The organism is Micrococcus sp. APC 4021 (assembly GCF_030407635.1).
GTDB lineage: Bacteria > Actinomycetota > Actinomycetes > Actinomycetales > Micrococcaceae > Micrococcus > Micrococcus luteus.
Genome location: NZ_JASDCZ010000176.1, coordinates 1 through 2,999 on the forward strand (window position 1 = coordinate 1; position 2,999 = coordinate 2,999).

Annotated in this window: 4 protein-coding genes; all 4 read right to left on the reverse strand. The window is 70.8% G+C overall.

Annotated elements, in window-relative coordinates:
• A partial coding sequence (locus QL983_RS10840; RefSeq protein WP_290152967.1) for a hypothetical protein occupies positions 1 to 790 on the reverse strand: 790 nt, incomplete at its 3' end.
• On the reverse strand, positions 787 to 1,533 hold the full coding sequence (locus QL983_RS10845; RefSeq protein WP_227717954.1) for a hypothetical protein: 747 nt from the start codon (positions 1,531 to 1,533) through the stop codon (positions 787 to 789). The genes QL983_RS10840 and QL983_RS10845, both read right to left, overlap by 4 nt.
• Positions 1,534 to 1,546: 13 nt before the next feature.
• Positions 1,547 to 1,717: a hypothetical protein gene (locus QL983_RS10850; protein ID WP_020621742.1), complete on the reverse strand. Its 171-nt coding sequence runs from the start codon at positions 1,715 to 1,717 to the stop codon at positions 1,547 to 1,549.
• A gap of 372 nt (positions 1,718 to 2,089) precedes the next feature.
• On the reverse strand, positions 2,090 to 2,999 hold a 910-nt coding region (locus QL983_RS10855; protein ID WP_290152970.1), incomplete at its 5' end, for an ATP-binding cassette domain-containing protein.

Here is a 2,999-nt window from a genome sequence, read left to right on the forward strand (position 1 = left end):
CGGCCGGACGCTGCTCGGCCTGAGCCGGAGGGGTGAGCGTGACCCGGCCGGCCCAGAAGGCGAGCGCGGCGACGGCCTTCCATTCGTGTTCGCCGTGGGGCACGGTGACCTGGGTGCCGGCCGGGATGAGGGCGGCCTGCTCCTGGTTGACCTCGAGGGCGAAGTCCGGTTGGTCGCCGGGGCGGGCCACCACGTTCTCGCCGCCGGCGAGGGTGGTGCCGACGGCGGTGGTCTTCGCGTCCACGCTGAGGGGCGCGGGGAGGGCGTCGAGGACCACGAGCTGGCCGAGCTCCACGGTGTCCGCGGCGGGGTAGCCGCGTTCGGTGAGCCAGTCGTCCCAGGCGTCCGCGGTGGCCTCGTCCCACGTGCCGGTGGCCTCCACCTTCGCGCCGGTGGCGGCGAGCATGCGCTGGAACGCGGCGACGTCGTCGCCGGAAGTGCCCTCCCCGAGAGGGCGCCACTGGGGAAGCTCGCCCTGGAGGACGAGCACGGGCTTCTGGGCGACGGCGTACAGCACCTCCCCGGCAGCCACCTCGCCGGACTCTCCGGCCCGGGTGACGACGCCGGTCAGCGCGTTCACCGCCGCCGGCGTCTGCTCGCGCGACACGGAGACGCCGAGGGTGATGACGCGGCCGAGCTCCTGCTCGGCGACGGTGACGAGGGCGCTCGCGGCCGGACGCTGCTCGGCCTGAGCCGGAGGGGTGAGCGTGACCCGGCCGGCCCAGAAGGCGAGCGCGGCGACGGCCACGAGCGCAAGGACGAGGGCGGCCCAGCGGGCGGGGCGATTCATCCGGATGACCCCCAGAAGACATCCTGCGGCGGAAGCTCCGGGCATGTCTGCGCGACCTCGGCCTGGCGTTCTGCCGACACGCCCCTCATGCTGTCCGCGAAGGGCCACCACTGGTGGCGGCCTGGAGTGTAGAACGCGGAGACGAATGCCTCTTTGGAGGGGCGCGCGGAGGTGTCGACCGTGTAGCCGTAGGCCTCGAGACACGGGATGAGGTATTGGTCCCAGTAGTCATAGACGAGGCGGAGCTGCGGATCGGTCCAGTCCTGGGTGTAGCTCGGATCCACCGGGTGCTGTGCGTAGCAGGTCACGTAGGCCGCCTCGAAAGCAGACCTCTGGGACTCAGGTGGGGTGTCGATCTGAATTCCCCCGGTCGGACCGACCGAGTTCGGCCACCCGGCCTCGGCCAGGCATGTGGACACCATGCGGTCCGACTCGAGGGACGTGGCGTACCACCCGGAGCGCTCCACCTGAGGCGGCGCGGGCATTCCCGCCCCCTGAGCGTGCCGCGCGACTTGCTCACGGTAGGCGCGCTCCTTCTCCGCCTCCGTCGTCAGGAGGGGTTCGATCCTCTCGGTGGGAACCCACTGCGAGGCGTCCCAGGTCTTCTCGGCCGTCGCGGTGGGGGGAGCGGCGACCGTGGATGAACCGCCGAGGCCCGCAGACTCCCGACCGACGCAGCCGGTGAGGGTCAGGGCGACGGCCGCCACCAGGGCGGCCGTCGCAGGAATGCGTAATGAAGTCATCGGTGCCGGCGAGTCAGTACGGGTAGTAGCAGTAGCCGTAGGTGCCCGACAGGAGGAGTCCTGCGCTGCAGTCCTGCCGACCGGAGTCCGTCAGCGCCTGCGCTGGCACCGCACCGGAGACGGCCAACGGTCCAGCGACGGCCACGCCGGCACCGACCTTAGAAATCCGCTGCTTCATACCCATGTCGCTCCTCCTTATGGTTCACGCTCAGTCGTGATCTGCGTCACACTCTATGAAGGTGCTCGCCCTGTGTCCAGAGAATTCTCGGTCGGTCCACAGACGTGCCCCACCAGGGAGTCAAGAGGGTCCTGCGCGTGACGGATGCGCAATCTCAGGGGACGAATGAGCGCGGCCACACCGGCAGGGGTGGCCCGACGATCGGGTTTCGATACTCCCGTCACCGCCGCGCGCCCTAGCCCCGTACACCTCCGGCTCCGGAGAGGTGCGGGCTCGTGAAACTCACCGGCACCTGGATCGAGAAGGTCATCGGGTGGTCCCGTGTCGCAGCGACGCCAGCGGCCAGTGGCTGGGCGCCGGCGCCATCCAGCCCCGGCCTCAGCGGGCGTCCTCGCGCGCGGCGGGCGCGCCGTCGTCGTCCTGCTCCTCCGCCTGTTCCCCGCCCTGGAACTGGCTCCTGTACAGCCGGAAGTACGCGCCGCGAGCGGCCAGCAGCTGATCGTGCGAGCCCTGCTCCACGATGTCGCCGTCCTCCATCACGAGGATGACGTCCGCGTCCCGGATGGTGGAGAGGCGGTGGGCGATCACGAAGCTCGTGCGGTCCGAGCGCAGCGCCGCCATCGCGCCCTGGACCAGCACCTCGGTGCGGGTGTCCACGGAGGAGGTGGCCTCGTCCAGGATCAGGAGCGAGGGCTGGGCCAGGAACGCACGGGCGATGGTGATGAGCTGCCGCTCGCCCGCGGACACGTTGGCGGCGTCCTGCTCGATCACGGTGTCGTAGCCGTCGGGCAGGGTGTGCACGAAACGGTCCACGTAGGTGGCCTTCGCCGCCGCGACGACCTCCTCGTCCGTGGCGTCGAGTCGGCCGTAGCGGATGTTCTCCCGGATGGTCCCGCCGAAGAGCACGGCGTCCTGGAGCACCATGCCGGTGGCGGCGCGCAGCTCGCCGCGGCTGACCGTGCGGGTGTCCACGCCGTCCAGCAGGATCCGCCCGCCGTCCACCTCGTAGAACCGCATGATCAGGTTGACCAGGGTGGTCTTGCCGGCACCGGTCGGCCCGACGATCGCGACCGTCTGCCCCGGCTCCGCCACGAAGTTCAGGTCCGTGATGAGCGGCTTCTCCGGCGTGTAGGAGAAGCGCACATGCTCGAACTCCACGCGACCGCGCAGCGGGCGCGGGAGGTGGGCGACGCCGTCGGGCCCGGGGATGGCGGAGGGCGCCGTTTCCCGAACGAAAGCGCTCTCGGAGGGCGCCGTTTCCCAAACGAAAGTGCCGTCGGGGGTGCGG